Annotated in this window: 22 protein-coding genes and 1 pseudogene; 18 read left to right on the top strand and 5 right to left on the bottom strand. The window is 57.0% G+C overall.

The genetic code is table 11. The annotated features are described in order from the left end of the window. Window positions 1-252 precede the first annotated feature (252 nt). The 8 genes from ybgI (at window position 253) to nei (ending at window position 6,571) form a co-directional block, all read left to right on the top strand. Window positions 253-996: a radiation resistance protein YbgI gene (ybgI, locus tag GUC22_RS18930; RefSeq protein ID WP_024358787.1), complete on the top strand. Its 744-nt coding sequence runs from the start codon at window positions 253-255 to the stop codon at window positions 994-996. Window positions 997-1,011: 15 nt separating this feature from the next. Next, window positions 1,012-1,668 carry a 5-oxoprolinase subunit PxpB gene (gene pxpB / locus GUC22_RS18925; protein WP_004132173.1) on the top strand — a complete coding sequence of 219 codons (657 nt, stop codon included), beginning with the start codon at window positions 1,012-1,014 and terminating at the stop codon, window positions 1,666-1,668. Beyond that, window positions 1,662-2,594: a 5-oxoprolinase subunit PxpC gene (gene pxpC / locus GUC22_RS18920; RefSeq protein ID WP_024358786.1), complete on the top strand. Its 933-nt coding sequence runs from the start codon at window positions 1,662-1,664 to the stop codon at window positions 2,592-2,594. The genes pxpB and pxpC overlap by 7 nt, the downstream gene beginning before the upstream one ends. Continuing rightward, a complete protein-coding gene (pxpA, locus tag GUC22_RS18915; RefSeq protein WP_004132170.1) occupies window positions 2,584-3,330 on the top strand; it encodes a 5-oxoprolinase subunit PxpA in 747 nt (248 codons plus the stop codon). The genes pxpC and pxpA overlap by 11 nt, the downstream gene beginning before the upstream one ends. A 62-nt stretch (window positions 3,331-3,392) precedes the next feature. Further along, window positions 3,393-4,118, top strand: coding sequence for a DUF969 domain-containing protein (locus GUC22_RS18910; RefSeq protein ID WP_024358785.1), 726 nt, complete (start codon window positions 3,393-3,395; stop codon window positions 4,116-4,118). Further along, complete coding sequence (locus GUC22_RS18905; RefSeq protein WP_049088759.1) at window positions 4,115-5,110, top strand: DUF979 domain-containing protein; 996 nt, start codon at window positions 4,115-4,117, stop codon at window positions 5,108-5,110. The genes GUC22_RS18910 and GUC22_RS18905 overlap by 4 nt, the downstream gene beginning before the upstream one ends. 9 nt (window positions 5,111-5,119) lie before the next feature. After that, entirely contained in the window at window positions 5,120-5,764 is a 645-nt protein-coding gene (gene pcp / locus GUC22_RS18900; RefSeq protein ID WP_024358784.1) for a pyroglutamyl-peptidase I, read from the top strand. A gap of 15 nt (window positions 5,765-5,779) precedes the next feature. Further along, on the top strand, window positions 5,780-6,571 hold the full coding sequence (gene nei / locus GUC22_RS18895; RefSeq protein WP_004133438.1) for an endonuclease VIII: 792 nt from the start codon (window positions 5,780-5,782) through the stop codon (window positions 6,569-6,571). A 45-nt stretch (window positions 6,572-6,616) separates the two neighbouring features. Here the strand turns inward: nei and gltA are convergent, their stop codons facing one another. Next, a complete protein-coding gene (gltA, locus tag GUC22_RS18890) occupies window positions 6,617-7,900 on the bottom strand; it encodes a citrate synthase (protein ID WP_004100276.1) in 1,284 nt (427 codons plus the stop codon). Between the two features lie 639 nt (window positions 7,901-8,539). Here gltA and sdhC point away from each other — a divergent pair. From sdhC to GUC22_RS18840, 10 genes are all read left to right on the top strand, one after another. Beyond that, the gene (gene sdhC / locus GUC22_RS18885) at window positions 8,540-8,944 is read left to right on the top strand and encodes a succinate dehydrogenase cytochrome b556 subunit (protein ID WP_004130523.1); all 405 of its coding nucleotides are present in this window, start codon (window positions 8,540-8,542) and stop codon (window positions 8,942-8,944) included. Next, a complete protein-coding gene (sdhD, locus tag GUC22_RS18880; RefSeq protein WP_004100278.1) occupies window positions 8,938-9,285 on the top strand; it encodes a succinate dehydrogenase membrane anchor subunit in 348 nt (115 codons plus the stop codon). Before sdhC ends, sdhD begins: the two co-directional genes overlap by 7 nt. Then, window positions 9,285-11,051, top strand: a complete 1,767-nt coding sequence (gene sdhA / locus GUC22_RS18875) for a succinate dehydrogenase flavoprotein subunit (protein ID WP_009651647.1) — start codon at window positions 9,285-9,287, stop codon at window positions 11,049-11,051. Before sdhD ends, sdhA begins: the two co-directional genes overlap by 1 nt. 15 nt (window positions 11,052-11,066) lie before the next feature. Beyond that, window positions 11,067-11,783, top strand: coding sequence for a succinate dehydrogenase iron-sulfur subunit SdhB (sdhB, locus tag GUC22_RS18870; protein ID WP_004130526.1), 717 nt, complete (start codon window positions 11,067-11,069; stop codon window positions 11,781-11,783). Between the two features lie 380 nt (window positions 11,784-12,163). After that, window positions 12,164-14,971, top strand: coding sequence for a 2-oxoglutarate dehydrogenase E1 component (gene sucA, locus GUC22_RS18865; protein WP_004130528.1), 2,808 nt, complete (start codon window positions 12,164-12,166; stop codon window positions 14,969-14,971). A 14-nt stretch (window positions 14,972-14,985) separates the two neighbouring features. Beyond that, window positions 14,986-16,209, top strand: coding sequence for a 2-oxoglutarate dehydrogenase complex dihydrolipoyllysine-residue succinyltransferase (gene odhB, locus GUC22_RS18860; protein WP_004130530.1), 1,224 nt, complete (start codon window positions 14,986-14,988; stop codon window positions 16,207-16,209). A gap of 99 nt (window positions 16,210-16,308) precedes the next feature. Next, window positions 16,309-17,475 carry an ADP-forming succinate--CoA ligase subunit beta gene (gene sucC / locus GUC22_RS18855; RefSeq protein WP_004130532.1) on the top strand — a complete coding sequence of 389 codons (1,167 nt, stop codon included), beginning with the start codon at window positions 16,309-16,311 and terminating at the stop codon, window positions 17,473-17,475. Further along, complete coding sequence (gene sucD / locus GUC22_RS18850; RefSeq protein ID WP_004100288.1) at window positions 17,475-18,344, top strand: succinate--CoA ligase subunit alpha; 870 nt, start codon at window positions 17,475-17,477, stop codon at window positions 18,342-18,344. The genes sucC and sucD overlap by 1 nt, the downstream gene beginning before the upstream one ends. 252 nt (window positions 18,345-18,596) lie before the next feature. Next, window positions 18,597-19,289 (top strand): helix-turn-helix transcriptional regulator, encoded by a 693-nt coding sequence (locus GUC22_RS18845; RefSeq protein WP_004133433.1) that lies wholly within the window; start codon window positions 18,597-18,599, stop codon window positions 19,287-19,289. Window positions 19,290-19,672: 383 nt separating this feature from the next. Next, entirely contained in the window at window positions 19,673-20,575 is a 903-nt protein-coding gene (locus GUC22_RS18840) for a LysR family transcriptional regulator (RefSeq protein WP_004133431.1), read from the top strand. A 615-nt stretch (window positions 20,576-21,190) separates the two neighbouring features. On the opposite strand, the gene cobO is transcribed toward GUC22_RS18840, so the two are convergent. From cobO to GUC22_RS18820, 4 genes and pseudogenes are all read right to left on the bottom strand, one after another. Continuing rightward, window positions 21,191-21,793, bottom strand: a complete 603-nt coding sequence (gene cobO / locus GUC22_RS18835) for a cob(I)yrinic acid a,c-diamide adenosyltransferase (RefSeq protein ID WP_004133429.1) — start codon at window positions 21,791-21,793, stop codon at window positions 21,191-21,193. A gap of 9 nt (window positions 21,794-21,802) precedes the next feature. Next, window positions 21,803-23,455, bottom strand: a complete 1,653-nt coding sequence (locus GUC22_RS18830) for a class I fumarate hydratase (protein ID WP_004133427.1) — start codon at window positions 23,453-23,455, stop codon at window positions 21,803-21,805. An 11-nt stretch (window positions 23,456-23,466) separates the two neighbouring features. After that, a complete protein-coding gene (glsA, locus tag GUC22_RS18825; RefSeq protein WP_064342361.1) occupies window positions 23,467-24,468 on the bottom strand; it encodes a glutaminase A in 1,002 nt (333 codons plus the stop codon). A gap of 103 nt (window positions 24,469-24,571) precedes the next feature. After that, window positions 24,572-25,850 (bottom strand): annotated as a pseudogene (locus GUC22_RS18820) (dicarboxylate/amino acid:cation symporter); the annotation flags it as partial. Between the last annotated feature and the right edge of the window lie 36 nt (window positions 25,851-25,886).

The following is a 25,886-nucleotide window of genomic DNA, read 5'->3' as shown; positions in this document are numbered from 1 at the left end:
ATAAAAAAGAAAGTCGATCTTTCTGCATGAATAGCTATTAACTAGCGATATTCATGGCGTTATAGGCTTTCTGGTTATTTAATATGCTGTAATAGTGCATAAATATACACGAATGCGCGAAGGAGGGAGTAGACAAATTGCGGGATTTCGCGAAAAGTCAAAATGGACGGCGAAGCGGCAGAACTATCGACTGACCGGGCGGATACCGTTATGTTATCCCTCTGCATAGAATGATGACCTGGTGGAGCGGCAATGAAAAATAGTGAACTGGAACAACTGATTAATGAAAAGCTGAATAGCGCGGCCATCAGTGATTACGCCCCCAATGGGCTTCAGGTGGAAGGGCGCGAGACGATACAAAAAATCGTCACCGGCGTAACCGCCAGCCAGGCGCTGCTGGATGAAGCCGTGCGCCTGGAGGCCGATGCGGTGATCGTCCATCACGGCTACTTCTGGAAAGGTGAATCGCCGGTGATTCGCGGCATGAAGCGCAACCGCCTCAAAACGCTGTTGGCTAACGACATTAACCTCTACGGCTGGCACCTGCCGCTTGATGCCCACCCGGAACTGGGCAATAACGCCCAGCTGGCGTCGCTGCTCGGCATCAACGTGATGGGCGAAATCGAGCCGCTGGTGCCGTGGGGCGAACTGTCGATGGCGGTATCGGGTCTGGAACTGGCTTCGTGGATTGAAGCGCGGCTGGGACGCAAACCGCTGTGGTGCGGCGACACCGGGCCGGACAAAGTCGCTCGCGTGGCGTGGTGCACCGGCGGCGGCCAGAGCTTTATCGACAGCGCCGCCCGCTTTGGCGTCGACGCGTTTATTACCGGTGAGGTTTCAGAGCAAACCATCCACTCGGCGCGCGAGCAGGGGCTGCATTTTTACGCCGCCGGGCACCATGCCACCGAGCGCGGCGGAATTCGCGCGTTAAGCGAATGGCTAACGGAAAATACCGAACTGGACGTCACGTTTATTGATATCCCCAACCCGGCTTGATGAACGGAGGCAAAAGTGCAGCGAGCGCGTTGTTATTTGTTAGGTGAAACGGCAGTGGTACTGGAGCTTGAGCCGCCGGTAACGCTCGAAAGCCAGAAGCGGATCTGGCGGTTAGCCCAGCGGCTGGTAGGCCATACCGAGGTGGTGGAAGCCATCCCGGGTATGAACAACATTACCGTGATATTGCGTAATCCGCAGCAGACGGCGTGGGATGCGATTGAGCGCCTGCAGCTCTGGTGGGAGGAGTGCGATACGCTCGAACCGGAATCGCGGCAGGTGTCGGTTCCGGTGGTTTACGGCGGCGAATACGGACCGGATCTGGGGGAAATTGCCCGCCACAGCGGCCTGAGCGAGAAGCAGGTGGTTGAGCTGCATTCGTCGGTGGAGTACGTGGTGTGGTTCCTCGGCTTTCAGCCGGGTTTCCCGTATTTCGGCGGCCTGCCAGAAAAGCTGGCGATGCCGCGACGGGCGGAGCCGCGCCTGCTGGTGCCCGCCGGGTCCGTCGGTATTGGCGGCGCGCAAACCGGGATCTATCCGCTGGCGACGCCGGGGGGGTGGCAGCTGCTGGGGCGTACGCCGCTGGCGCTATTTGATCCGAAGCGCAAGGAACCGGTGCTGCTGCGTTCCGGCGACAGAGTGCGTTTCGTGCCGCAAAAGGAGGGCGTATGTTAAAAATTATCCGCGCCGGAATGTATACCTCGGTGCAGGACGGCGGGCGTGAAGGGCTGCGTCAGCTGGGCATCAGCCGCTGCGGCGCGATGGATAAGCCGGCGCTGGTCACCGCCAATCTGCTGGTGGGTAACGGCGCCAACGCCGCGGCGCTGGAGATAACCCTGGGCCAGGTGGATATTCAGTTTGAGCGTAGCGGCTGGTTTGCGCTGACCGGCGCCGCCTGCGAGGCGAAGCTCGATGGCGAGCCGGTATGGGTGGGCTGGCGAACGGCGGTCAAGGCCGGGCAGCATCTGGTGCTCAAGAATCCCCAGCACGGCGTGCGCAGCTATCTGGCGGTGGCGGGGGGAATTGCGGTGCCGAAGGTGCTGGGTTCGCGCAGCACTGACCTGAAAGTGGGAATTGGCGGCCTGGAAGGGCGACGCTTGCAGGACGGCGACCGGCTGAAGCTGGGGAAATCGGATAAGCAGTTCCGCGGACCGCGCGGCGTGAAGCAGCTGCCCATCGGCAACCGCATCCGCGCGCTGCCCGGGCCGGAGTACCAGGAGTTCGATAGCGTGTCGCAGGACGCCTTCTGGCGTTCGCCGTGGCGGCTTAGCCCGCAGAGCAATCGCATGGGCTACCGCCTGCAGGGGCAACCGCTGAAGCGAATGACCGATCGCGAGATGCTGTCCCACGGCCTGCTGCCTGGGGTGGTGCAGGTTCCGCATAACGGCCAGCCCATCGTACTGATGAACGACGCGCAGACCACCGGCGGCTATCCGCGGATTGCGACCATTATCGAAGCCGACATGTACCAGTTGGCGCAGATCCCGCTGGGACAACCGATCCACTTTGTTCCCTGCTCCCTGGAGGAAGCGCTGAAAGCGCGCGCCGACAGGCAACGTTACTTTGAACAACTGGCATGGAGACTTAACGATGAAGATTGATTTAAACGCCGATCTCGGCGAAGGCTGCGCCAACGATAGCGCGCTGCTACAGCTGGTCTCTTCCGCCAATATCGCCTGCGGTTTCCATGCGGGCGATGCGCTAATGATGCTGCAGTGCGTCCGCGAAGCGCTGAAATATGGCGTCGCGGTGGGCGCGCATCCCAGCTTTCCCGACCGGGAAAATTTTGGCCGTACGGCGATGCAGCTGCCGCCGGAAACGGTTTATGCGCAAACGCTGTATCAGGTTGGCGCGCTGGCGGCGCTGGTGCGCGCTCAGGGCGGCGAGCTGCGGCACGTCAAGCCGCACGGTATGCTCTATAACCAGGCGGCAAAAGATCCGCAGCTAGCTGACGCTATCGCCAAAGCGGTATATGACGTTGACGCGGGTCTGGTGCTGGTGGGCCTGGCGGGCAGCGAGCTGATTCGCGCCGGGCAGCGTTATCAGCTGACCACTCGCCAGGAGGTCTTCGCCGACCGCGGCTATCTGGCGGACGGCAGCCTGGTGCCGCGTACCCAGCCCGGCGCGCTGATCGAAAGCGAAGAACAGTCGCTGGCGCAAACCCTGGAAATGGTGCAGCACAGCCGGGTGCGCAGTATCACCGGCGAATGGGCGCACGTGGTGGCGGAAACCGTCTGCCTGCACGGTGACGGCGAGCACGCGCTGGATTTTGCGCGCCGCTTGCGCGCGGCGTTTGCCGGGCGCAATATACAGGTCAGTGCGGAAGTGCAAGAATAAAAACAATAAAATCAATTTCTTAAAATTAGACAACAACTCACAACAACATACAGGATGTTACTATGGGAGAGTCATTATCTCTCTGGCCACTGATCGGCATTGCGGCGATCGTGGTCGGATTTGTTCTGCGTTTTAACCCGGTGCTGGTGGTTATTGTCTCCGGGATCATCACCGGTCTGACGGCGCATATGCCGATCGCGACCATTCTGGAAAAGCTGGGTGAAGGGTTTCTCAATACCCGCAACCTGCCGTTTATTCTGCTGCTGCCGCTGGCGGTGATTGGCCTGCTGGAGCGGCACGGGCTGAAAGAGCGCGCGCAGATGTGGATCGCGAAGATCCGCAGCGCCACCGCCGGTCGTCTGCTTATCGTCTATCTGTTCGTGCGTGAAGTGACCGCGGCGATGGGCCTCACCAGCCTGGGCGGACATCCGCAGATGGTGCGCCCGCTGCTGGCGCCGATGGCGGAAGGGGCGGCGGAGAAAAACTTTGGCGCCTTGCCTGGCGAGGTCCGCTATCGCCTGCGCGCGATGTCGGCGGCGACCGATAACGTCGGCCTGTTCTTCGGGGAAGATATTTTCGTCGCCTTCGGCGCGATTATCTTTATGCATAACTTTATGCTGGAGTCGGGCGGCATTCAGACCGAGCCGCTGCACATCGCCCTGTGGGGGATCCCCACGGCGGTCTGCGCTTTCCTGATCCACTCCGCCCGCCTGTGGCGCCTCGACCGCCATCTCCAGCGTGAGCTGGACAAGGTTAACGCCGGCCAGGCGAAAGGCGGTGCCGTATGAATTTTCAGCAAACCTGGCTTTACTGGCTGGCGGGCGTCGTTCTGCTGGTGGTAGCGGTGATGTCATGGCGCGATAAGGCCAACCCGCGCAGGCTGACAACCGGCCTGTTCTGGGGGCTGTACGGCCTGGTGTTTCTGTTTGGCGACTGGACCTATGAGCTGGTCGGCGACAAGCGCACCGTCAATATCGGCGTTGGCGTGGTGGTGGTGGTACTGGCGCTGATCGCCGGTTTTGGCGGCGTGCGCCTCGGTCGCTATCATCAGCGCTCGCAGGAAGAACGTACCGCCAGCGCCGCGCGTCTTGGCAACCGGCTGTTTTTCCCGGCGCTGGCGATACCGGTGGTGACGGTGATCGGCGTGCTGCTGTTTAATAATCTCCCCTCGCTGCAGATCGCTATCTTTGGTCCGGGCAATCACGCCACGCTGATCACGCTGTTTTCAATGACCGCAGGTACGCTGCTCGGCCTGGTGATGGCTATCCGCATGACCCATGAAACGGCGGCGCAGCCGTTGCAGGAAGCTCGTCGCCTGCTGGATTCCGTGGGCTGGGCGTTTATTTTGCCGCAGATCCTCGCGGTGCTCGGGCTGCTGTTTACCGCCGCGGGCGTCGGCAATAGCATCTCCTGGCTGACGCAGCACTATCTGGCGGTAGACAGCCGGTTTATCGCCGTGGCCGTCTATACCTTGGGTATGGCGCTGCTGACGATGGTGATGGGCAACGCTTTCGCCGCGTTTCCCATCGTGACGGCGGGCGTCGGGATCCCGATTCTGGTGCTGCAGCACGGCGGTAACCCGGCGGTGATGGCGGCAATTGGCATGTTCTCCGGCTACTGCGGGACCCTGATGACCCCAATGGCGGCGAACTTCAATATCGTCCCGGCCGCGCTGCTGGAGTTGCCGGATAAAAACGCGGTGATCAAAGCCCAGGTGCCGACCGGCGTTATGCTGCTTATCGTGAACGTATTTTTGCTCTATTTCCTGATGTTCCTGTAAGGAGGGATCATGGCTGGCGTACTGATTACCGGTTTTGAACCGTTTGGCGGCGAAGCGGTTAACCCTTCGTGGGAAGTGGTAAAGCGGCTGGACGGCGCTATCATCGCCGGGCAGCCGGTGGTGGCGCGGCAGCTGCCGTGCGTCTTTGGCGACGCCCTTACGGCGCTGAACGCCGCGCTGGATGAGCTGAAACCTGTCTTAACGCTGGCGATTGGCCAGGCGGGCGGTCGCGTCGACATCACCGTTGAACGGGTGGCGATCAACGTCGATGATGCGCGGATCCCGGACAATAAAGGCCTGCAGCCGATCGACGTGCCGATCGTAGCCGGAGGCCCGGCGGCGTACTTCAGCACGCTGCCGATCAAAGCGATCGTGACCGCCCTGCGGAGCAAAGGCATTCCGGCGTCGGTGTCGCAGACGGCGGGGACGTTTGTCTGTAATCACGTGATGTATGGCCTGCTGCATAGCCTGCGTCATCGCAGCGGCGCGAAGGGCGGGTTTATCCATATACCGTATTTGCCGGAGCAGGCCGCGGCTCACCCCGGCGAAGCGAGTATGGCGGTAGACACGGTGCGTGCGGCGCTGGAAACGGCTATCGCCGTTGCCCTGCAGCAGGACGGGGACGTGAAAGTCGGCGGCGGCGCAACGCATTAACACAAGGATAAGATTATGCCGGAAGGTCCGGAAATTCGCCGCGCGGCGGATAGCCTGGAAGCGGCGATTAAAGGCGAACCCCTGACCGGGGCGTGGTTCGCCTTCCCGCAGTTACAACAATACCAATCTCAGCTGGTCGGCCAGCGAGTGACGCACATTGAAACTCGCGGCAAGGCGCTGCTGACCCACTTCTCCGGCGGGCTAACGCTGTATAGTCACAATCAGCTGTACGGCGTCTGGCGAGTGGTGGACGCGGGAGAGCAGCCTGAAACGACGCGCGTTCTGCGCGTCCGGCTGCAGACCGCGCGCAGGGCGATTTTGCTCTACAGCGCCTCCGATATTGAAATGCTGACGCCCGAGCAGCTCGCCCGCCATCCATTTTTGCTGCGGGTCGGGCCGGATGTGCTCGATATGCGCCTTAGCGTTGAACAGGTTAAAGCGCGGCTGCTGTCGGCGAAATTTCGCAACCGCCAGTTCTCCGGTCTGCTGCTGGATCAGGCGTTTCTTGCCGGATTAGGCAACTATCTGCGCGTGGAGATCCTCTGGCAGGTGGGGCTGACCGGGCGGCATAAAGCCTCAGAACTGGATGAAAAACAGCTCGATGCGCTGGCGCATGCGCTGCTGGAGATCCCGCGATTGTCCTACAACACCCGCGGTCTGGCCGATGAGAATAAGCACCACGGCGCGCTGTTTCGCTTTAAGGTTTTTCATCGCGAAGGGGAGGCCTGCGAGCGCTGCGGCGGGATTATCGAGAGGACCATGCTGTCGTCGCGGCCGTTTTACTGGTGCCCGGGATGCCAGCAATAAAAAAACGCGCCAGAAGGCGCGTTTTTTGTCGTAGCGATAGCCGACTTAGCGGGCGATATCGTTTTTGAAATCGCGCTTTTCATAGCCGGTATACAGCTGACGTGGACGGGCGATTTTCATGCCGTCGCTGTGCATTTCGTTCCAGTGCGCAATCCAGCCCACGGTACGCGCCATCGCAAAGATAACGGTAAACATGGAGGATGGGATGCCCATCGCTTTGAGGATGATACCGGAGTAGAAATCGACGTTCGGGTAAAGTTTCTTCTCGATGAAGTACGGGTCGTTGAGCGCGATGTGCTCAAGCTCCATGGCCACTTCCAGCAGATCGTCTTTGGTGCCCAGCTCTTTCAGCACTTCATGGCAGGTTTCACGCATAACGGTGGCGCGCGGGTCGTAGTTTTTGTACACCCGGTGGCCAAAGCCCATCAGGCGGAAAGAGTCGTTTTTGTCTTTCGCGCGACGGACGAATTCCGGAATGTGCTCAACGGAGCTGATCTCTTCGAGCATCTTCAGCGCCGCTTCGTTGGCGCCGCCGTGCGCCGGTCCCCACAGGGAGGCAATACCCGCAGCGATGCAGGCAAACGGGTTGGCGCCGGAAGAGCCGGCGGTACGCACGGTGGAAGTCGAAGCGTTTTGTTCATGGTCGGCGTGCAGGATCAGGATACGGTCCATGGCGCGTTCCAGAATCGGGTTCACTTCATATTTTTCACACGGCGTGGAGAACATCATATTCAGGAAGTTACCCGCGTAGGAGAGGTCGTTGCGCGGATAAACGAAAGGCTGGCCGATAGAATATTTGTAACACATTGCCGCCATAGTCGGCATCTTGGAGAGCAGGCGGAATGCGGCGATATCGCGGTGGCGTGGGTTATTCACATCCAGCGAATCGTGATAGAAGGCGGCCAGCGCACCGGTGATACCGCACATAACGGCCATCGGATGTGAATCGCGGCGGAACGCGTGGAACAGACGGGTAATCTGTTCGTGAATCATAGTGTGGCGAGTAACGATAGTTTTGAATTCGTCGTACTGGGCCTGGGTCGGCTTCTCACCGTTCAGCAGGATGTAGCATACTTCCAGATAGTTGGAGTCGGTTGCTAACTGATCGATCGGAAAACCGCGGTGCAGCAGGATACCTTCATCACCGTCTATAAAGGTGATTTTAGATTCGCAGGATGCGGTTGAGGTGAAACCAGGGTCAAAAGTAAATACGCCTTTTGAACCAAGACTACGAATATCAATAACATCCTGACCGAGAGTGCCCTTTAGCACATCCAGTTCGATAGCAGTATCACCACCCAGGGTGATTTTTGCTTTAGCATCAGACATTTATGGTCTCCTTAGCGCCTTTATTGCTTAAGACTGCCGGGTGGTGGATTTGCATTCGGCCCGTAGCAGATGACGTTACCAGTTTGTTATGTTGCACATCGCTCTGCGTCGCGAAAGGGGCAGGGTACAGAGCAAGGGCGCTTGATGGTACGACTTCAGCCTACGATGAAACAACAGCAAATCAGCGTTTTAGCAGCCCGAATATTTTAAAACTATATACCACTAATAACTGTCCTGATTACATCGGTCAATACTCTCTCACTGTTGCATAACTTATTCTCAGGTAAAAGAGTGACCCCATAACTTTTGCGTATTATTGCATTTATCTGGTAATGGTTGTAACAATAATGTTTAATATTTGTCAAATCAGATGATTAAAAATTAAAAATATGTTGTTATCGTGACATTGATCACTGTTCGGGAGAAAACCCGACAAACTATATGTAGGTTAATTGTAATGATTTTGTGAACGGCCTATACTGCCGCCAGGTCTCCGGAACACCCTGCAATCCCGAGCCACCCAGCGTTATTTTGTCACGCTTTAACTCCTGAAAAGGCGTTTTAACATGACTTTTAGTTATAGATAAGGACGCTGTCTGACCCGCAAGCAGACCGGAGGAAGGAAACAATAAGAACAGCATGTGGGCGTTATTCATGGTAAGAAATGTGAAAAAACAAAGACCTGTCAATCTGGATCTGCAAACGATCCGGTTCCCAATCACGGCGATAGCGTCCATTCTCCATCGCGTATCCGGAGTGATCACCTTCGTGGCGGTCGGGATTCTGCTTTGGCTGCTGGGCACCAGCCTTTCCTCTCCCGAAGGTTTTCTCACTGCGGCATCCATTATGGATAGCTTCTTTGTGAAGTTCATCATGTGGGGCATCCTGACCGCGCTGGCGTATCACGCGGTGGTCGGTATTCGCCACCTGCTGATGGATTTTGGCTACCTTGAAGAAACCCTCGAAGTAGGGACACGCTCCGCCAAAATTTCTTTTGTTATTACTGTCGTGCTTTCACTTCTCGCAGGAGTCCTCGTATGGTAAGCAACGCCTCAGCACTAGGACGCAACGGCGTACATGACTTTATTCTGGTCCGTGCTACCGCTATCGTTCTGACCCTCTACATCATCTATATGGTGGGCTTTTTTGCCACCACCGGTGAAATTTCATGGGAAGTCTGGACGGGCTTTTTCTCCTCCGCGTTCACTAAAGTCTTCACCCTGCTGGCTCTCGTTTCCATTCTGATCCACGCCTGGATTGGGATGTGGCAGGTGTTAACGGACTACGTTAAACCACTGGCCGTGCGCTTAATTCTGCAACTGCTGATCGTTGTTGCGCTGGTGGCTTACGTTCTTTATGGATTTGTTGTGGTGTGGGGTGTGTAATGAAATTGCCAGTCAGAGAATTTGATGCAGTTGTGATCGGTGCCGGCGGCGCAGGTATGCGCGCGGCGCTGCAGATTTCCCAAAGCGGCCAGACCTGTGCGCTGCTCTCCAAAGTCTTCCCGACCCGTTCCCATACCGTTTCCGCGCAGGGCGGCATCACCGTCGCGCTCGGTAATACCCATGAAGATAACTGGGAATGGCATATGTACGACACCGTCAAGGGGTCGGACTACATTGGCGATCAGGACGCCATCGAATATATGTGTAAAACCGGCCCGGAAGCGATTCTGGAGCTGGACCATATGGGTCTGCCGTTCTCGCGTCTCGAAAATGGCACTATTTATCAGCGTCCGTTCGGCGGCCAGTCGAAAAACTTCGGCGGCGAGCAGGCGGCACGTACCGCTGCGGCGGCTGACCGTACCGGTCACGCCCTGCTGCACACCCTCTATCAGCAGAACCTGAAAAACCACACCACTATTTTCTCCGAGTGGTACGCGCTGGATCTGGTGAAAAACGCCGATGGCGCGGTGGTCGGCTGTACCGCCCTGTGCATCGAAACGGGTGAAGTGGTTTACTTTAAAGCTCGCGCCACCGTGCTGGCGACCGGCGGCGCAGGCCGTATTTACCAGTCCACCACCAACGCTCATATCAATACCGGCGACGGCGTGGGTATGGCGATCCGCGCCGGCGTTCCGGTGCAGGATATGGAAATGTGGCAGTTCCACCCGACCGGTATCGCCGGTGCGGGCGTTCTGGTGACCGAAGGCTGCCGCGGTGAAGGCGGCTATCTGCTGAATAAACACGGCGAGCGCTTTATGGAGCGTTATGCGCCGAACGCGAAAGACCTGGCGGGTCGTGACGTGGTGGCGCGTTCCATCATGATCGAAATCCGTGAAGGTCGCGGCTGTGACGGTCCTTGGGGCCCGCACGCCAAGCTGAAGCTTGACCATCTCGGTAAAGAGGTTCTCGAATCCCGTCTGCCGGGTATTCTGGAACTCTCTCGTACCTTTGCTCACGTCGACCCGGTGAAAGAGCCGATTCCGGTTATCCCAACCTGCCACTATATGATGGGCGGTATTCCGACCAAAGTGAGCGGCCAGGCGCTGACCGTTAACGAGCAGGGCGAAGACGTGGTGATTCCGGGGCTGTTCGCGGTAGGCGAAATCGCCTGCGTATCGGTACACGGCGCGAACCGTCTGGGCGGCAACTCGCTGCTTGACCTGGTGGTCTTTGGCCGCGCGGTGGGCCTGCATCTGCAGGAGTCTATCGCCGAACAGGGCGTACTGCGCGATGCGACGGATGACGAGATCGATGCTTCGCTGGAACGTCTGAACCGCTGGAACGGCAACCGCAATGGTGAAGACCCGGTCGAAATCCGCAAAGCGCTGCAAGAGTGTATGCAGCATAACTTCTCGGTATTCCGCGAAGGGGACGCAATGGCGAAGGGCCTTGAGCAGCTGAAAGCGATCCGCGAGCGTCTGAAAAACGCCCGCCTGGATGATACTTCCAGCGAGTTCAACACTCAGCGCGTTGAGTGTCTGGAGCTGGATAACCTGATGGAAACCGCTTACGCCACCGCAATGTCTGCGAACTACCGTACCGAAAGCCGCGGTGCACATAGCCGCTTCGACTTCCCGGATCGTGATGATGAAAACTGGCTGTGCCATTCCCTGTATCTGCCAGAGTCGGAATCCATGACGCGTCGTAGCGTCAATATGGAACCGAAGCTGCGTCCGGCATTCCCGCCGAAGATTCGTACTTATTAATGCGGAGACAGGAATATGAAACTCGAGTTTTCAGTTTATCGTTATAACCCGGACGTAGACGATGCTCCGCGCATGCAGGACTACACCCTCGAAGCGGAAGAAGGTCGTGACATGATGCTGCTGGATGCGTTAATCCAGCTGAAAGAGAAAGATCCGTCGCTGTCGTTCCGCCGCTCCTGCCGTGAAGGGGTATGTGGCTCCGACGGTCTGAACATGAACGGGAAAAATGGTCTGGCGTGCATCACGCCGATCTCGGCGCTGAATCAGCCGGGCAAGAAAATTGTTATCCGTCCGCTGCCAGGATTACCGGTTATCCGTGATTTGGTGGTAGACATGGGGCAATTCTATGCACAATATGAGAAGATTAAGCCTTACTTGTTGAATAATGGGCAAAATCCTCCTGCTCGCGAGCATCTGCAGTCGCCAGAGCAGCGTGAGAAACTCGATGGTCTGTACGAGTGTATTCTCTGCGCATGTTGTTCAACCTCTTGCCCGTCGTTCTGGTGGAACCCGGACAAGTTTATCGGCCCGGCTGGCCTGCTGGCCGCGTATCGCTTCCTGATCGACAGCCGCGATACCGAAACCAGCGAGCGCCTCGAAGGGCTGAGCGATGCTTTCAGCGTATTCCGCTGTCATAGCATTATGAACTGCGTCAGTGTGTGTCCTAAGGGGCTGAACCCGACGCGCGCCATCGGCCATATTAAGTCGATGCTGCTGCAGCGCAGTGCGTAAGCAACCCGGTCTGTCCCGGATGGCGCTATCGCTTATCCGGGCTACCCGAAGCAGTTGCCCCGGCAAGCGTTCGCGCCGCCGGGGGATATAGCAGGAAACCTCTAAAAACTGCCACATTAATAGTAATAATCGAGATGTTCAGCGCGAGACAAGGCGCGAGCAGAACGAATCTCCGGGAGCATAGTGAACGATGTGACCGGAGTGAGTGAGGGTCGCAACACAGTCGCAGCCTGAACAAAGAAGATTATTAGACAGTTTTTAAAGGTTCCTTAGCGGACGAAACCACAACTCCTCCGCAAAAAGTGAACCCCGGCACGTACAACTTCTGTGCGTGGTAGTTTCTACGGCGAAATAAGCATATAAATGCTTAAGGGATCACGATGCAGAACGGCGCAATGAAAGCCTGGCTGGACTCTTCTTACCTCTCTGGTTCGAACCAGAGCTGGATAGAACAGCTCTATGAAGACTTCTTAACCGATCCTGACTCTGTTGACGCCAACTGGCGTTCTATGTTCCAGCAGTTACCTGGCACCGGAGTCAAACCGGATCAATTTCATTCCAAAACGCGTGATTATTTCCGCCGCCTGGCGAAGGATGCCTCGCGTTACACTTCTTCGATTTCCGACCCTGACACCAATGTGAAGCAGGTTAAAGTCCTGCAGCTCATCAACGCATACCGCTTCCGTGGTCACCAGCATGCGAATCTCGATCCGCTGGGCCTGTGGCAGCAAGAGAGAGTGGCGGATCTCGATCCGGCTTACCACGATCTGACCGAGGCCGATTTCCAGGAGATCTATAACGTAGGCTCTTTTGCCATCGGTAAAGACACGATGAAGCTGGGCGATCTGATCTCCGCCCTGAAGCAGACCTATTGTGGCTCCATCGGCGCGGAATATATGCACATTACCTCTACCGAAGAAAAACGCTGGATCCAGCAGCGTATTGAGTCGGTAGCGGGCAAAGCGAGCTTTAGCGCCGAAGAGAAAAAGCGCTTCCTCAGCGAGCTGACCGCGGCGGAAGGCCTGGAGCGCTACCTCGGCGCAAAATTCCCGGGCGCTAAACGCTTCTCGCTGGAAGGCGGCGATGCGCTGATCCCGATGCTCAAAGAGATTATCCGCCACGCGGGTAAGAGCGGCACCCGCGAAGTGGTGCTGGGCATGGCGCACCGCGGTCGTCTGAACGTACTGGTCAACGTGCTGGGTAAAAAACCGCAGGACTTGTTCGACGAATTCGCCGGTAAACATAAAGAGCACCTTGGTACCGGTGACGTGAAGTACCACATGGGCTTCTCGTCCGATATGGAAACCGAAGGCGGTCTGGTGCACCTGGCGCTGGCGTTTAACCCGTCGCACCTGGAAATCGTCAGCCCGGTGGTTATCGGCTCCGTACGCGCGCGTCTCGATCGTCTCGACGAACCGAGCAGCAACAAAGTTCTGCCGATCACTATTCACGGCGACGCTGCGGTTACCGGCCAGGGCGTGGTTCAGGAAACCCTGAACATGTCCAAAGCGCGCGGTTACGAAGTGGGCGGTACCGTACGCATCGTTATCAACAACCAGGTTGGCTTCACCACCTCCAACCCGCTGGATGCGCGTTCTACCCCGTACTGCACCGACATCGGTAAGATGGTTCAGTCGCCGATTTTCCACGTTAATGCCGATGACCCGGAAGCCGTGGCTTTCGTCACCCGCCTGGCGCTGGATTTCCGTAATACCTTCAAACGCGATGTCTTCATCGACCTGGTGTGCTACCGCCGTCATGGCCACAACGAAGCCGACGAGCCGAGCGCGACCCAGCCGCTGATGTACCAGAAAATCAAAAAGCATCCGACCCCGCGCAAAATCTACGCTGACAAGCTGGAAGCCGATAAGGTCGCGACGCTGGAAGACGCTACCGAGCAGGTGAACCTCTACCGCGACGCGCTGGATGCCGGCGAATGCGTGGTGCAGGAGTGGCGTCCGATGAACATGCACTCCTTTACCTGGTCCCCGTACCTCAACCACGAGTGGGATGAGAGCTACCCGGATAAAGTTGAACCTAAGCGTCTGCAGGAGCTGGCGAAACGCATCAGTACGGTGCCGGAAGCCGTTGAGATGCAGTCGCGCGTCGCGAAAATCTACGGCGACCGTCAGGCAATGGCCGCCGGTGAGAAGCTGTTCGACTGGGGCGGCGCGGAAAACCTCGCCTACGCTACGCTGGTCGATGAAGGCATTTCGGTGCGTCTGTCCGGCGAAGACTCCGGGCGCGGGACCTTCTTCCACCGCCACGCGGTGATCCACAACCAGAAAAATGGTTCAACCTATACGCCGCTGCAGCACGTCCACAACGGCCAGGGCCATTTCAAAGTCTGGGACTCCGTACTGTCGGAAGAAGCGGTACTGGCGTTTGAATATGGCTACGCTACCGCGGAGCCGCGCACCCTGACCATCTGGGAAGCGCAGTTCGGCGACTTCGCTAACGGTGCGCAGGTGGTTATCGACCAGTTCATCAGCTCCGGCGAGCAGAAGTGGGGCCGTATGTGCGGTCTGGTGATGCTGCTGCCGCACGGCTACGAAGGCCAGGGACCGGAGCACTCCTCCGCGCGTCTGGAACGCTATCTGCAGCTCTGCGCCGAGCAGAACATGCAGGTTTGCGTACCGTCCACGCCGGCGCAGGTTTACCATATGCTGCGTCGTCAGGCGCTGCGCGGTATGCGTCGCCCGCTGATCGTGATGTCGCCGAAATCGCTGCTGCGTCACCCGCTGGCGGTGTCGAGCATGGACGAACTGGCGAACGGCACCTTCCAGCCGGCAATCGGTGAAATCGACGATCTCGACCCGAAAGCCGTGAAGCGTGTTGTGCTGTGCTCTGGTAAGGTTTACTACGACCTGCTGGAACAGCGCCGCAAGAAAGAGCAAAAAGATGTCGCTATCGTTCGCATAGAGCAGCTCTACCCGTTCCCGCACCAGGCGGTACAGGAAGCGCTGAAACCCTATGCGCACGTGCATGATTTTGTCTGGTGCCAGGAAGAACCGCTCAACCAGGGCGCGTGGTACTGCAGCCAGCATCACTTCCGTGAAGTGATTCCGTTTGGGGCCTCTCTGCGTTATGCAGGCCGCCCGGCCTCCGCCTCTCCGGCGGTAGGATACCTGTCCGTTCACCAGAAACAGCAACAAGATCTGGTCAATGACGCGCTGAACGTCGATTAATTAAAGGATACATAATGAGTAGCGTAGATATTCTGGTTCCCGACCTGCCTGAGTCCGTAGCTGACGCAACGGTTGCCACCTGGCATAAAAAACCGGGCGATGCGGTTGTTCGTGACGAAGTGCTGGTAGAAATCGAAACTGACAAAGTGGTACTGGAAGTACCGGCTTCAGCGGATGGCATTCTGGACGCAGTGATTGAAGACGAAGGCGCCACCGTTCTGTCTCGTCAGATCCTCGGCCGCCTGCGTGAAGGCAACAGCGCGGGCAAAGAGTCCGGCGCGAAAGCCGATGCCAAAGAGTCGACGCCGGCCCAGCGCCAGCAGGCTTCTCTGGAAGAACAAAACAACGATGCGCTGAGCCCGGCGATTCGCCGTCTGCTCGCGGAACATAGCCTCGACGCGGCGGCCATTAAAGGCACCGGCGTTGGCGGCCGCCTGACCCGCGAAGACGTAGAGAAACATCTGGCGAACGCTCCGGCTAAAGCTCCAGCCCCGGCGGCTGCGCCCGCTGCAGCTGCTCCGGCTCCGCAGCTGGGCCACCGCTCTGAAAAACGCGTGCCGATGACTCGTCTGCGCAAACGCGTTGCCGAGCGTCTGCTGGAAGCGAAAAACTCTACCGCCATGCTGACCACCTTCAACGAAGTCAACATGAAGCCGATTATGGATCTGCGTAAGCAGTATGGTGACGCGTTTGAAAAACGTCACGGTATCCGTCTGGGCTTCATGTCCTTCTACGTGAAGGCGGTGGTTGAAGCGCTGAAACGCTATCCGGAAGTGAACGCCTCTATCGATGGCGATGACGTGGTATACCACAACTATTTCGACGTCAGCATGGCGGTCTCCACGCCGCGCGGCCTGGTTACCCCGGTTCTGCGCGATGTCGACCTGCTGGGCATGGCGGATATCGAGAAGAAAATTAAAGAGCTGGCAGTAAAAGGCCGCGACGGCAAGCTCACCGTAGACGACCTGACCGGCGGTAACTTCACCATTACCAACGGCGGCGTATTCGGTTCTCTGATGTCCACGCCGATCATCAACCCGCCGCAGAGCGCGATTCTGGGTATGCATGCCATTAAAGATCGTCCGATGGCAGTGAATGGTAAGGTCGAAATTCTGCCGATGATGTACCTGGCGCTCTCCTACGACCATCGTCTGATAGACGGACGTGAATCGGTAGGCTACCTGGTTGCGATTAAAGAGCTGCTGGAAGACCCGACTCGTCTGCTGCTGGACGTGTAGTCAGCAAGAGTATTACCTACCGTAGGCCGGCTAACATGCGCTAGCGCCGTTATCAGGCCTACAGGTTTATAATTATTCCCTGAAGGATGGACTGAACACATGAACTTACATGAATATCAGGCAAAACAACTCTTTGCCCGCTATGGCTTACCGGCGCCGGTGGGTTATGCCTGTACTACTCCGCGTGAAGCAGAAGAAGCCGCTTCAAAAATCGGCGCGGGTCCGTGGGTAGTGAAATGTCAGGTTCACGCTGGTGGCCGCGGCAAAGCGGGCGGTGTGAAAGTAGTTAAGAGCAAAGAAGACATTCGCGCATTTGCTGAACACTGGCTGGGCAAACGCCTGGTGACCTACCAGACAGATGCAAACGGCCAGCCGGTTAACCAGATCCTGGTGGAAGCGGCGACCGATATCGATAAAGAGCTGTACCTCGGCGCGGTCGTTGACCGTAGCTCCCGTCGTGTGGTCTTCATGGCCTCTACCGAAGGCGGCGTGGAAATCGAAAAAGTGGCGGAAGAGACCCCGCACCTGATCCACAAAATCGCCATCGATCCGCTGGCGGGTCCGATGCCTTACCAGGGCCGTGAGCTGGCGTTCAAACTGGGTCTGGAAGGAAAACAGGTTCAGCAGTTCACCAAAATCTTTATGGGTCTGGCGACCATTTTCCTTGAGCGCGACCTGGCGCTGATCGAAATCAACCCGCTGGTGATCACCAGGCAGGGCGACCTGATCTGCCTCGACGGTAAACTGGGCGCTGACGGCAACGCGCTGTTCCGCCAGCCGGATCTGCGCGAAATGCGCGACCAGTCTCAGGAAGATCCGCGTGAAGCTCAGGCGGCGCAGTGGGAACTGAACTACGTCGCGCTGGACGGCAACATCGGTTGCATGGTGAACGGCGCGGGCCTGGCGATGGGTACCATGGACATCGTTAAGCTGCACGGCGGCGAACCGGCTAACTTCCTTGACGTTGGCGGCGGCGCAACCAAAGAGCGCGTCACCGAAGCGTTCAAAATTATCCTCTCTGATGACAACGTTAAAGCGGTTCTGGTTAACATCTTCGGCGGTATCGTACGCTGCGACCTGATTGCCGACGGCATCATCGGCGCGGTAGCCGAAGTGGGCGTTAACGTCCCGGTAGTGGTTCGTCTGGAAGGTAACAACGCCGAACTGGGCGCGAAGAAACTGGCTGACAGCGGCCTGAATATTATTGCAGCGAAAAGTCTGACGGATGCAGCTCAGCAGGTTGTTGCCGCAGTGGAGGGGAAATAATGTCCGTTTTAATTAATAAAGATACCAAGGTTATCTGCCAGGGCTTCACCGGTAGCCAGGGTACATTCCACTCTGAACAAGCCATTGCTTACGGTACGCAAATGGTTGGCGGCGTAACGCCGGGCAAAGGCGGCACCACCCATCTGGGCCTGCCGGTGTTCAATACCGTGCGCGAAGCAGTAGAAGCGACCGGTGCAACCGCATCCGTTATCTACGTTCCGGCGCCGTTCTGCAAAGACTCCATCCTGGAAGCTATCGATGCGGGCATTAAACTGATTATCACCATCACCGAAGGTATCCCGACGCTGGATATGCTGACCGTGAAGGTGAAGCTGGACGAAGCGGGCGTGCGCATGATCGGGCCGAACTGCCCGGGTGTGATCACCCCAGGCGAATGCAAAATCGGCATCATGCCGGGCCACATTCACCAGCCGGGCAAAGTGGGCATCGTTTCCCGCTCCGGTACCCTGACCTATGAAGCGGTTAAGCAGACCACCGACTACGGCTTCGGCCAGTCCACCTGCGTGGGCATCGGCGGCGACCCGATCCCGGGATCTAACTTCATCGATATCCTGAAGCTGTTCCAGGAAGACCCGCAGACCGAAGCGATCGTCATGATCGGCGAGATCGGCGGTAGCGCGGAAGAAGAAGCGGCTGCTTACATCAAAGATCACGTGACCAAACCGGTTGTCGGCTACATTGCCGGCGTGACCGCGCCGAAAGGCAAACGTATGGGTCACGCGGGCGCCATCATCGCGGGCGGCAAAGGCACTGCGGACGAGAAATTCGCGGCGCTGGAAGCAGCAGGCGTGAAAACCGTTCGCAGCCTGGCCGATATCGGCGAAGCGCTGAAAACCGTGATTAAGTAATAAGTAAAAAAACAGCCCTGACTTTCTGCATGGTTAAGGGCTGGTCCAATTTCGACATGGTTGGCCATCTGATGATGGCCTTTTTTTTTGCCTGGCGATGAGCTATCCGGTATCACTCGGCTTCCGGCCGCACGTTCATGCAATTTAATCATTTTCACCTGCGCAAATGAGATTATTTTTTGCGTCCGGCATCATCCTTTTTATCCGCACTATTTTGCATATTAAGCGTTTGCAAAAGTTGTGGAGAATAACGTGGCGCAAAAGAGCAAAGATGCAGTATTGGATTATTTCAGGGCGCTGGCAGAGGTTTTTTCTCGGGCAACAGGGCTGGTGGCAACGGTGATTGATGTGAAAGACAATCGATTGCCTGATTGCTATGGTAGCGTCAATTTCCTGGTCTTACCGCTGATTCAGGGCGATAAGTTATTCGGCTATATTATATGCGACCATCATAAATCGACCGATAATCATCATCGGGCGGCGGCAATAAGATTACTTAATTTTATCATTAATAATATTTCTGCGGTTGCAGAGGAAAAAGAAGAGGGCTCGAAAACATCGCTGGAGAAAAGGGGGTTTTATTATTCGCAAAAATCTCCGCATGAAATAAAATTAATATCGGCGCTACGCTATATTGATGAGAATTTATATGGCGAGTTGTCTCTGGAGTCTGTTGCCTCCCACGTTTGTCTGAGTGCGAATTATTTTAGCCGGTTTTTTAAAAAACGCCAGGGAGTGAATTTTAAAGTTTGGGTTAATCAGCGAAAAATGCAGCGGGCCGGGGAACTGCTCGCCGATCCGAGGTATTCGATAGATAGCGTAGCGCGTAAGCTTCAGTTCGCGCAAACCAGCTATTTTTGCCGGGTGTTTCGCGCGGCTCACCGCACCAGCCCGCAACTGTTCCGCGATCGGCGTCTCTCGGCGGCTTCTCCGCAGGCCGATTAGCCGCCGTTTAACCTTAATACAGATTTTTCCTGGAGCGTCCATTATGTGTGACCGATCGCGGAAAATTTTCCATTTATGTTCATCAGCGTATAATTAAATTTCACCGCCCATCGACTGACTTCGCAAATAAACAAGTTAATATGAAAAAATATTGACAACTTCTTGCCGTTATTTGCATGGCAATCACATTGTTTAAATTGTGTTTATTGTAGCGCCTGGGTATCATTGGTTATTATTTGATCGATTATAGTATGCGTTAATCATGGAATAGATCAATGACATCTGAGGGTAAAATAAAATATAACACACGGGGCTAACCGGATGTCCTTGCGCGCTTTTTTTATCTATTAAACAATTTTTGCACGGCGTAAATGGAAGACGTTATGAGAGGAAAAATACCCAAAACTGAATTACTGGTGACCTTTGAGGTTGTGGCTCGCCACGAAAGTTATACGCGAGCTGCGGAAGAGTTGGCTTTAACACAAAGCGCCGTGTTCCGACAAGTCACGGCGCTGGAGGATTTCCTCCATACGTCATTATTTAACCATGCTAAAAAAAGGATTTTTTTAAATGAGGCTGGCAAGCATTATTTGACTATCGTTAAGGAAACGCTTAACAAACTGGAGCGTGATACCAATTCGATTATGACATGGCAACCGACGGTGCAGGTTCTTGAGCTGGCCGTCAACCCTACCTTTAGCACCCACTGGCTGATCCCCAATCTGCGCGAGTTTAATAAATTACATGCGGGCATTATCGTTAATATTCATTCGCTGGCGAATATTGGCGATTTTCTTAGCCGCGAGTACGATGCCGCCATTATGCGCGAGGATTTTTGCTCGCCGTGGGCGGAGGTTGAGTATCTGTTCGAAGAGGAAATTCTGCCGGTGTGCGGCTGCGGGCTGCTGCCCGAACCCGGGCAGAAGCTGGCGGTGGAGGAGCTGCTGAGCGAGTTTCCGCTGCTGCATCAAAGCACGCGAATTCACGGCTGGCAGGAGTGGTTTGCGCTGTCGAATATCACCAGCCCGCAGATCAACATTGGTCCGCGTTTTGACCTGCTCTCGATGCTGATTGCGGCGGTGCGTTCGAACCTGGGCGTTGCGCTGCTGCCGCGTTTTGCTATTCAACATGACCTGGATAGTGGCGAGATGGTGATCCCCTGCGATGTGCCGATTCGTACCGGAAACCGCTTTATTATGACGTGGCAGGAGGATAAAGCGGAATCCCGGCATCTACAGGTATTCCGCGAGTGGCTGCTGCAAAAATCGGTGGTGTCGGCTGCCTGATGGCGTTTCGCAGAACGCAGTGAACCCGTAGCCCGGTCAGCGCAGCGCCACCGGGAAGAAACCGCGCCGAGGTATCAGGCCGGGCACTTTCCCCGGAGGCGGCGCTGGCGCGCCTGTCCGGGCTACTGTCCCGCAGAACGCAGTGGACCCGTAGCCCGGTCGGCGCAGCGCCACCGGGAAGAAACCGCGCCGAGGTATCAGGCCGGGCACCTTCCCCGGAGGCGGCGCTGGCGCGCCTGTCCGGGCTACCGTCCCGCAGAACGCTGTGAACCCGTAGCCCGGTCAGCGCAGCGCCACCGGGAAGAAACCGCGCCGAGGTACCAGGCCGGGCGCATTCCCCGGAGGCGGCGCAGCGCCACCGGGAAGAAACCGCGCCGAGGTATCAGGCCGGGCACTTTCCCCGGAGGCGGCGCTGGCGCGCCTGTCCGGGCTACCGTCCCGCAGAACGCTGTGAGTCCGTAGCCCGGTCAGCGTAGCGATACCGGGAAGAAGTCGCGCCGAGGTATCAGGCCGGGCACTTTCCCCGGAGGCGGCGCTGGCGCGCCTGTCCGGGCTACCGTCCCGCAGAACGCAGTGGACCCGTAGCCCGGTCGGCGCAGCGCGAGCCGGGTAAGACTACCAGTCAATTCCTACCTGCGCCTGAATGCCCTTGTCAAAGGCATGCTTTACCGGGCGCAGCTCACTGACCGTATCGGCAAGCTCAAGCAATCGGGCGTGGCAGCCGCGGCCGGTGACAATCACGTTCTGCCCGGGCGGACGATTGACAATAGCGGCAATCACTTCCTGAGTATCCAGATAGCGATACGCCAGCATATAGGTGAGTTCATCCAGCACCACCAGATCGTAGCCCGGGTCGGCCAGCATCCGCTTGCTCTCATGCCATACGGCCGACGCCGCCTCAATATCCGCCTCCCGGTTTTGCGTTTCCCAGGTAAAACCGGTACCCATGATGTGAAACTCAACGCCGAGCGGTTGCAGAGTGTTGTATTCACCGTTATCCCACTGGCCTTTGATGTACTGCGCGACGCCGACGGTTTTACCATGCCCGACGGCGCGCGTTGCGGTGCCAAAGGCGGCAGTGGATTTGCCTTTACCGTTGCCGGTAAAGACGATCAGAATACCTCTTTGCTCTGTAGCCGCCGCCACGCGGGTATCAACCTGCGTTTTCAGCTTTTGCTGGCGCTGACGGTGGCGGTCGGGATTTCCACGCGCGTGCATAAACCCTCCTTAATGCCCCGCCGGGCAGGTTGCGCAGCGATGCTGATGCTCGAACTGGCTGAAGAAGTTATTGCCTTTATCGTCGACCAGCACAAACGCCGGCAGGTTATCGACTTCCATCATCCACACCGCTTCCATCCCCAGCTCCGGATACTCAAGGCAGCGTAAACTTTTCACATACTGCTGCGCCAGCAGGGCCGCCGCGCCGCCAATACTGCCGAGATTAAAGCCGCCGTGTTTATGGCAGGCGTCGGTTACCTGCTGGCTGCGGTTGCCTTTGGAAAGCATGATGAGACTACCGCCTGCCGCCTGGAAAGCATCGACGTACCCATCCATGCGTCCGCCGGTGGTAGGGCCGAGTGAGCCGCAGGCCAGATTATTCGGCGTTTTCGCCGGGCCTGCGTAGTAAACGATATGATTGCGCATGTACTCCGGCATCGGTTCGCCGTTATCGAGGCGCTCTTTGAGTTTGGCATGGGCGATGTCGCGGGCGACGACGATCGGACCGCTCAGCGACAGTCGGGTGCCCACGGGCAGCGTTGACATCTCGCGGAGAATTTCGCGCAGCGGCCGGTTCAGATCGAGCTGAACGCTTTGAGCCCCGTTTTCGATACGCTGAGAATCAGGGATAAACTTGCCCGGATTATGCTCCAGCTTCTCCAGCCAGATGCCGTGTTTGTTGATTTTGGCTTTGATGTTCCGGTCGGCGGAGCAGGAAAGGGCCATTGCGATCGGGCAGGAGCCACCGTGCCGCGGCAGGCGAATCACGCGAATATCATGGGCGAAGTATTTGCCGCCAAACTGCGCGCCAATGCCGAACTCGCGGCTGGCTTTGAGCAGCGCCGCTTCCAGCGACGTATCGCGAAACGCCTGCCCCAGTTCGTTTCCGCTGGTCGGCAGGTTGTCGTAATATTTTGTCGAAGCCAGTTTGGCAACCTTCAACGCCTGATCGGCCGAGAGACCGCCCACAACGAAGGCGATGTGGTACGGCGGACAGGCGGCGGTGCCCAGCGCTTTCATCTTTTCAGTCAGAAAGGCGGTGAGTTTTTCCGGCTGCAGGATAGATTTTGTTTCCTGAAATAGCGCGGCTTTGTTCGCCGAACCGCCGCCTTTATTGACGAAAAGGAAGCGGTATTCGCTCCCCGGCGCGGCGCTGATGTCGATCTGCGCGGGCAGGTTAGTCTGCGTGTTGACCTCAGTGTACATATCAAGGGGGGCATTTTGCGAATAGCGTAAATTGTTTTCCTGAAAGGTGGTGTAGATGCCCTGGCTCAGGGCCTCAGCGTCGTTGCCGCCGGTCCAGACGTTCTGGCCTTTGCTCGCGACGATGGTGGCGGTCCCGGTATCCTGGCAGTTTGGCAGCACGCCTTTTGCTGAGACTTCGGCGTTGCGCAGCAGCTGTAGCGCAACGTATTTATCGTTGCTGCTGGCCTGCGGGTCGTGCAGGATGCTGGCGATCTGCTTTAAATGCCCGGCGCGCAGGAAAAATGAAGCCTCATAAAATGCCTGCTGAGCCAGCAATGTTAACGCTTCCGGCGCAACCTTGATAACCTCTTCCCCATCTAACTCTGTCACTTTAACATGTTGATTTGTTAGTAATTCATATTCGGTATTATCGTTACTCTGAACAAAAAGTTCCTGCCAGACAAAGGGTTTCGACATTTTACTTCTCACTATTTCGCTATAAAGAGATTGGCCTGCGTCGCATGCGCGACATACTCGATGGTCTGCTGGGCGCGGACGCTGTTACCAGCTGCATCCAGCGGAGGAGAGTAGACGGCGATAGCGTATTGCCCGGGAACGACGGCGACCATTCCGCCGGCGACCCCCGATTTCGCCGGGATACCGACGGTGTAGAGCCATTTGCCGCTGCCGTCGTACAGTCCGGCAATCGCCATTTCCGCCAGCACCTGCGGGACGTAGCGTTCATTAAGCAACTGCTTGCCGTTGAACGGCGATTTGCCCTTATTGGCGAGTACGGCCCCCATTTTGGCGAGCTGCTCGACGGTGACATCCACCGAACACTGGCGGGTATAGATTTCGACGGCTTCCTGAGGGTCGCCATAAAAGCTGTGGTATGACTTCATCAGCATCGCCAGCGCCTGGTTATGCTGGTTGGTCTCCATTTCGGATTGAAATACCGGCTCATTAACGCGCAGCGAGCTATCGGCCCAGGCGTTAAGGTTGTTGAGAATGTTGTTCCAGCGTTCGGTTTTGTCTTTCGCCGCAATCAGGCTCACGGTACTCATGGCGCCGGCGTTAACCAACGGGTTCTCCGGCGCGCCTTGCGTGAGCTCCACGGCTAAGCCGGAGTTAAAGGGCAGGCCGGTGGCATTGGCGCCAAGTTTATCCAGCACCTCCTGCGGCCCGCGCTGTTCCATCGCCAGCGCCAGGGTGAAGACTTTGCTCAGGGATTCCATCGGAAAGGCTTTTTTCACGTCGCCGGTCTGGTAAATTTTGCCTTCGACCGTGGCGAGCGTAATGGCGAAATTATTCGGGCTATAGCTCGCCAGAGCAGGGATATAGTCGGCGACTTTACCATCGTGGTTGCTCTTATATTTCTGATGCGCCTGCTCGATAATGCCGGCGTAGTCCGGCTCGCTTTGCGCCTGCGCGGCGGCGCCAAACAGTAAGCTGGCGGTTAAGATGCAGGCGCCGAGAAATTTTACGTTCATGGTGTGTCCTGTTGGGATGATTGGAGGGAACCGGGCCGGACGTATCCGGCCTGGGGCTCATAGCCATGTTGCTGTCAGGACATCGCCACTTCGGACGTTTCGCTGGCAGGGCGCTCCTGCTCCGGTTTTTTGACCGGGGCGGTGCCGCGGCAGCCTTCACCGTAATGCTCGCCTTCCCAGCGGCCAACGATGGCGGCGCCCATGGCGTTACTCATCACGTTGGTGGCGGAGCGTCCCATATCGAGGAACGGATCGACTCCCATCAGCAAAATCAGGCCCGCTTCCGGAATGTTGAACTGGTTCAGCGTCGCGGCGATAACCACCATTGACGCGCGCGGCACGCCCGCCATTCCTTTCGAGGTCAGCATCAGGATCAGCAGCATGGTGATCTGCTCGCCCATGCTAAGGTGGACGTTGCAGGCCTGGGCGATAAACACCGTGGCGAACGAGCAGTAGGCCATGGAGCCCACCAGGTTAAAGGAGTAACCGATGGGCAGGACGAAGCTGGCGATTTTGGAAGAGACGCCAAATTTTTCCAGCTTATCGAGGGTGCCTGGGAAGGCGGCTTCTGAGCTGGATGTGGTGAAAGCCAGCAGCGCGGGCTCGAAGATCGCTTTGGTCAGACGGCTGATGCACGGGCCGACAATCACCGTCGACAGGCCAATCAGGATCGCCCACAGCATGCCCAGCGTCAGGTAGAACTCGCCCATAAAGATCCCGGCGCTGACCATCACGCCCAGACCGCGTTCGGCAATCAGCCCGGAGATGGCGGCGAAAACGGTCAACGGCGCGAACAGCATGACGTATCCCGTTAGCTTCAGCATCACGTGCACCAGTGAATCAAGCACCTTCACGATGGGCTCGGCTTTTTCGCCGATCGCCGCCAGGCTGCAGCCGAGGAAAATGGAGAACACCACGATTTGCAGAATTTCGTTGCGCGCCATCGCATCAACGATGCTGGTTGGCACCGCGTGCGAGATAAACACTTTCAGGGTGAAGGGTTCGGACTGAACGGCGGCCACGGCTCCGGCATCGTGGGGGACGAAGTTGATGCCCGCGCCTGGCTGGAACAGATTGACGATCACCAGACCCAGCGCAATCGACAGCAGCGAGGCGCAAATAAACAGGAAAAAGGTTTTAGAGAATATGCGCCCGAGCGTTTTCGCATCGCCCATTTTGGCGATACCGACCACCAGCGTTGATATTACCAGCGGGGCGATAATCATTTTTACCATGCGTAAAAATATAGTGGTAAAGATGGAGATATCCTGCGCATAGGATTTTGCTGTATCTGCTGATGCCATATTATTAATGATCACCCCGGCAATCATGCCGAGTATCAGGCCTAATATGATCATTTTGGTTAAACTTATTTTTTTCATATTTACTCCATCGGAACAGGGTTAGTCGGTGAAGTG

Origin of the sequence: Klebsiella sp. MPUS7 (assembly GCF_009905335.1) — a bacterium.
GTDB lineage: Bacteria > Pseudomonadota > Gammaproteobacteria > Enterobacterales > Enterobacteriaceae > Klebsiella > Klebsiella grimontii.
The sequence above is the reverse complement of the archived record's forward strand: the minus strand, read 5'-3'. Positions and strand labels throughout refer to the sequence as shown.